The 5,054-nt window shown below is 53.6% G+C and carries 8 protein-coding genes; all 8 read left to right on the forward strand.

Annotated elements, in window-relative coordinates; genetic code table 11:
* On the forward strand, positions 1-626 hold a 626-nt coding region (locus AACY42_RS27885; RefSeq protein WP_339483715.1), incomplete at its 5' end, for an RHS repeat-associated core domain-containing protein.
* Positions 627-628: 2 nt separating this feature from the next.
* Positions 629-970: a hypothetical protein gene (locus AACY42_RS27890; RefSeq protein WP_339483716.1), complete on the forward strand. Its 342-nt coding sequence runs from the start codon at positions 629-631 to the stop codon at positions 968-970.
* 82 nt (positions 971-1,052) lie between these two features.
* Positions 1,053-1,316: a PAAR domain-containing protein gene (locus AACY42_RS27895; protein WP_339483717.1), complete on the forward strand. Its 264-nt coding sequence runs from the start codon at positions 1,053-1,055 to the stop codon at positions 1,314-1,316.
* Positions 1,317-1,371: 55 nt separating this feature from the next.
* On the forward strand, positions 1,372-2,103 hold the full coding sequence (locus tag AACY42_RS27900) for a hypothetical protein (RefSeq protein WP_339483718.1): 732 nt from the start codon (positions 1,372-1,374) through the stop codon (positions 2,101-2,103).
* Positions 2,084-3,751: an RHS repeat-associated core domain-containing protein gene (locus AACY42_RS27905; RefSeq protein WP_339483719.1), complete on the forward strand. Its 1,668-nt coding sequence runs from the start codon at positions 2,084-2,086 to the stop codon at positions 3,749-3,751. The genes AACY42_RS27900 and AACY42_RS27905 overlap by 20 nt, the downstream gene beginning before the upstream one ends.
* A complete protein-coding gene (locus AACY42_RS27910; RefSeq protein WP_339483720.1) occupies positions 3,748-4,161 on the forward strand; it encodes a DUF6896 domain-containing protein in 414 nt (137 codons plus the stop codon). Before AACY42_RS27905 ends, AACY42_RS27910 begins: the two co-directional genes overlap by 4 nt.
* 207 nt (positions 4,162-4,368) lie before the next feature.
* A complete protein-coding gene (locus tag AACY42_RS27915; protein ID WP_339483721.1) occupies positions 4,369-4,632 on the forward strand; it encodes a PAAR domain-containing protein in 264 nt (87 codons plus the stop codon).
* Positions 4,633-4,828: 196 nt separating this feature from the next.
* Positions 4,829-5,054 (forward strand): RHS repeat domain-containing protein (locus AACY42_RS27925; protein WP_339483722.1); only part of this gene is annotated, 226 nt, incomplete at its 3' end.

Below are 5,054 nucleotides of genomic sequence, written 5' to 3' on the forward strand. Positions count from 1 at the left end.
CCTGGTACCAATGCGACCACCTTGGCACGCCGATGGAGTTGACGGACGAACACGGCGACATCGCCTGGAGCGGGGTCTACAAGGCCTGGGGCCTGGCCAAGGAGCAACGCAGCGAGACCGCCAAACGCGCGGACATCCGCAATCCGTTGCGCTTTCAAGGCCAGTACTTCGATGTGGAGACCGGGCTGCACTACAACCGCTATCGGTACTATGATCCACAGGTCGGGCGGTTTATTGGCAAGGACCCGATTGGGTTTACGGGTGGACTCAACGTCTATGCTTATGCACCGAATCCGATTGATTGGATTGATCCGCTAGGGTTATCAAGAGTCTATAAAGACGCACCATATCATGGGGCAGCAGATAATTCAGTCAAAAGTCGAGCCCCCTCAAATGGGCAGGCCGCATTGGACAACTCTATTCAAGTCAAAGATTCCTCCCCTCGGAGAGTTGGAGTTGACGTTAAAAATAATGAACTAGTTGTCCTGGACAGGACACAAACACTCCCCAATGACGACGAGGAATTTCATGGGCATGTTCGATGCTGGTGTGACCTTCACACCGATCAACAAAACGCACTAAAAAGAGCACAACAAGTCACAAGCAAAGGAAAAATAAGGAGATAACCATGCCAGAGGCTCATGACAAAGACAAAATAGAACTATTACTTAAATCTGATGATGAGCAAACAATCATAGATGCAATCATGTACATGACATTCAACATAAACGACCCGGATTGGATTCAAAACAAATGCAGCGAGCAAATTAATTCAAAAAAAAGCTCCAATATCACGGAGTTATCCATTACATGCCTTGGGCATGTAGCACGAATGCACAGAACAATAAATATGAGCACTACCATCCCACTACTAAATAAACTTTTAAAGACCAAAGAGTTCTCTGGACACGCCAGAGATGCTCTGGATGATATTGAGCAGTTCGCTAAAAAAAACCAAACACAGCCATAAGGCGATGAAAAATTTTTATTCGACACTGCAAATCAATGCTCGACTTTAGACCATTACTCGCAAGCAGAGTGAGCACAATGAAATGACAGAGATAATTCGACTCGACGACACCACCGACCACGGCGGTGTTGTCACCGAATCCATCCCCCATACCAACCTCAACGGTAAACCGATGGCTGGCAAGGGCCACATGGTGATGTGCCCCTTATGCAAGGGGGCCTTCCCGATTGCCGAAGGCAGCAGCACCTACTCCGTCAACGGCATTCCCGTGGCGTTGGATGGCATGAAGACCACCTGCGGCGCCACCCTGATCGCCAGCGGCTCCCGCGGCACCGTACATCGCTGACAGGCGCCCCGTTCTTTAACAACCTGACGTCACCGGCATTGGCTTGATCGCGCCAATGCCTATGCCAACTCAAACCCGCGACGCCGAAGGCGGGCTGTGGAAGTACGATTACGATCAACGCAGCAACATCATCGAAACCATCGACCCGCTGGAGAACACCACCCAGTACACCTACAACAGCGATAACCTGCCCGTGGTCATTACCGATGCCAACGGCGGCAGCAAACAACTGGCCTACAACGCAGACGGCCAACTGGTCCGCTACACCGACTGCTCGGGCAAGGTCAGCCAATGGGAGTACGATGCGCTGGGCCATCTCAGCCGTTTCACCGACGCCGAAGGCAATGTCTCCACCTACGAATACCGCGCCGGGCAACTGGTGCGACTTATCCACCCGGACAAAACTGAAGAGCACTTCGAACGCGACGCCGAAGGTCGCCTGCTCACCCACACCGACGCTCTGCGCCAGCACACCGCTTGGCACTATAACGAGGCCGGATTAATCCAGCAGCGCCTTGATGCCAACGGCACAACCCTCGACTACCGCTGGGATCGCCTCGGCCAACTGATCGAACTGCGCAACGAAAACAACAGCAGCGCCAGCTTCAAGTACGACCCCGCCGGTCGCCTGATCAAGGAAACCGGCTTCGACCAACAGACCACCCACTACCTTTACGATCACGGCAGCAATCAACCGACCCGCCGCCTTGATGGCGACCGCGTTACCGAGTTTGAGTACGATCCACTCGGCCGACTGATCGCCCGCCATGCCGGCCACGAAGCATGAATACGATGCCCTCAACCAGCGTATCGCCACCACTCGCCCGGACGGCCACCGCGTCAGTTGGTTGACCTATGGCAGTGGCCATCTGCTGGCCTTGAAGGTCGACGATACGGAACTGCTCAGCTACCAACGTGACAACCTCCATCGTGAAATCGCCCGCAACCAAGGCAACGGCCTGCAACAACGCCAGGCCTGGTCACCCAACGGCCAGTTGCAGGAACAAGCCATCGGTAAACGCGGCGATGCCCAGCGCTTGGTGGTACGCAATTACCGGCATGATGCCGCCGGCCAACTGACCCGTATTGACGACACCCGGCGCGGAGCTCTCAGCTACCGCTACGATCCGCTCGGTCGCCTGCTTGCCGCCCAGACCATCAATGGCGAAGAGACCTTCGCCTTCGATCCAGCCAGCAACCTGCTGGACCCACAGGCACCGCGCCGTCCCAATCAATACGGCCCAACCAAGCTGCTAGACAACCTGCTGCGTGACTACGTCGGCACCCACTACAGCTACGACGAGCGCGGCAACCTCAAGGAACGCCTGCACAACGGCAAGAAATCCCATTTCACCTGGGACCTGTACGACCGTCTAATCGGCTACGCAGATGACAGATTGACCGCCACCTTTGCCTACGACGCCCTGGGCCGGCGCCTGTTCAAGCTGTCCAAAGCCAAGTACTACGACCGCCGCGAAGCCGGGCCGATGTGGAACAAGCTGGAACGCGCCAAGCTCGATGAACAGTACGGCTGCGGCTACACGATCTATGGCTGGGACGGCGATGTGCTGGCCTTTGAAAGTCGCAACAACGACAAGAGCGAACGCCTGACCCACTACTTTTTCGAGCCGGGCAGTTTTGTGCCGGTGGCTCAGGCGGTGGAACAACGCAGCATCCAACTGGTGGCCGAGCCGGTCTATGAAGGCGCTTACGACATCGACCGCGATCCGCTGTGGCAACACAAACCTAAGCCTGTGACCTTCAGCGCAGTGGCGTGGTACCAGTGTGACCACCTCGGCACGCCGATGGAGCTGACCGACGAACAGGGCGATATCGCCTGGACCGGGGTCTACAAAGCTTGGGGGCTAGCCAAGGAGCAGCGTAGCGAGACCGCCAAACGTACCGACATCCGCAATCCGTTGCGCTTTCAGGGGCAGTACTTCGATGTCGAAACCGGGCTGCACTACAACCGCTATCGGTACTATGATCCGCAAGTGGGTCGGTTTATCGGCAAGGATCCGATTGGGTTTGCGGGTGCCTTCAATGTGTATTCCTATGCGCCGAATCCGGTAGAGTGGGTTGATGCGCTTGGGTTATCTAAAAAGATGGGAGATACAAGATGTAATTGTTCCCCTTGCCCGAGCTCACCACTGCAAGTAGATCCAAGGAACTTGCGGTCTCGACAAACAAGAGCAGAAATGTCTAGAAACAGGGTGGACAAACTCACTTCGAGAATGAGAAAAGACGGATATGATGAAAGCTATCCAATTGACGTTGCTAACGTTGATGGCAGCCTCATAATAATCGACGGACACCATCGAGCCCAAGCTGCCACGAGGGCTCGCATTGGCCAAGTTCCGGTAATTGTTCACAGCATTGACCCAGAAACCGCCAAAAAACTTCAAAACGATAGAGATGAGTCGAGGTGTCAATGAAAAAAATAACCCTATATCAATTTTTTGAAATACTTAAAAAATTTTCCAACACTCAAGGAATGCTGATAGCAGAATTTCTCAAGGCGCCAGAGACACAAACGGAATGGCCAAAACATGGGAAAGTCACAATTAACGGAAAAACATGGGAGTTCAGAAAACATGGAGCAGGCATCTGCTTTACAAATACAGAAACAAAAGAAGAAATCGATGTTCACAAAGGCCTGGAATCAGCCCCATACACAGCTGACGAATGGAGGCTAGAAACTTATTTTACATCACTAGAAAGAATTACCGTATCGCACGACCAAATAGAATTTGACTTACACACTAAAGATAGCTTAAGAAAACTGATGCGCACTCTACAAAACTCGTCAATTACAATACCAATAGATTACGAGACAATAACTTAACCACAATGCGAGTCACAGGCGAACCAGCACGCAAACATACAAAGAACCACTCAACTAAGTGCCTGAAGAAAAGTTTTCACGTATTTCCAATGCGTGCATTTTTTGCGGAGACCATGCTGCACAAGGACTTCAACCAAAATCCACTGACCAGCAAAACGCGAAAACCTCTATCCGAGTACTTAAAAAACAGAAGTCGGACAAAATAAAATGAAAGCAGTCGTTCGCTTAGGAGACACAACAGACCACGGCGGTGTTGTCACCGAATCCATTCCCCACACCAACCTCAACGGTAAACCGATGGCTGGCAAGGGCCACATGGTGATGTGCCCCTTATGCAAAGGCCCCTTCCCGATCGCCGAAGGCAGCAGCACCTATTCCGTCAACGGTATCCCCGTAGCCTTGGATGGCATGAAGACCACCTGCGGCGCCACCCTGATCGCCAGCGGCTCCCGCAGCGCCGTTCACCGCTGACCGGCAACCCCTTTCTTTAACAACCAGACGACACCGGCATTGGCTTGATCGCACCAATGCCCCTGCCCGTGTCAAAACCCGTGACGCCGAAGGCGGGCTGTGGAAGTACAACTACGATCAACGCGGCAACATCATCGAAACCATCGACCCCCTGGAGAACAAAACCCAGTACACCTACAACAGCGATAACCTGCCAGTGGTCATCACTGATGCCAACGGCGGTAGCAAGCAACTGGCCTACAACGCCGACGGCCAACTGATCCGCTACACCGACTGCTCGGGCAAAATCAGTCAGTGGGACTACGATGCACTCGGCCAGCTCAGCCGCTTCACCGATGCCGAAGGTCACGTCACCACCTACGAGTACCGCGCCGGGCAACTGGTGCGACTGATCCACCCCGACAAAACCGACGAACTCTTCG

Source organism: Pseudomonas sp. RL_5y_Pfl2_73, assembly GCF_963970515.1.
Taxonomy (GTDB): Bacteria; Pseudomonadota; Gammaproteobacteria; order Pseudomonadales; family Pseudomonadaceae; genus Aquipseudomonas.

Excerpts from the sequence above, each read along its gene's own strand:
- AACY42_RS27915 (WP_339483721.1), top strand. The coding sequence starts at position 4,369 with ATGAAAGCAGTCGTTCGCTTAGGAGACACAACAGACCACGGCGGTGTT.
- AACY42_RS27895 (WP_339483717.1), top strand. The coding sequence starts at position 1,053 with ATGACAGAGATAATTCGACTCGACGACACCACCGACCACGGCGGTGTT.
- AACY42_RS27905 (WP_339483719.1), top strand. The coding sequence starts at position 2,084 with ATGCCGGCCACGAAGCATGAATACGATGCCCTCAACCAGCGTATCGCC.
- AACY42_RS27910 (WP_339483720.1), top strand. The coding sequence starts at position 3,748 with ATGAAAAAAATAACCCTATATCAATTTTTTGAAATACTTAAAAAATTT.
- AACY42_RS27900 (WP_339483718.1), top strand. The coding sequence starts at position 1,372 with ATGCCTATGCCAACTCAAACCCGCGACGCCGAAGGCGGGCTGTGGAAG.
- AACY42_RS27890 (WP_339483716.1), top strand. The coding sequence starts at position 629 with ATGCCAGAGGCTCATGACAAAGACAAAATAGAACTATTACTTAAATCT.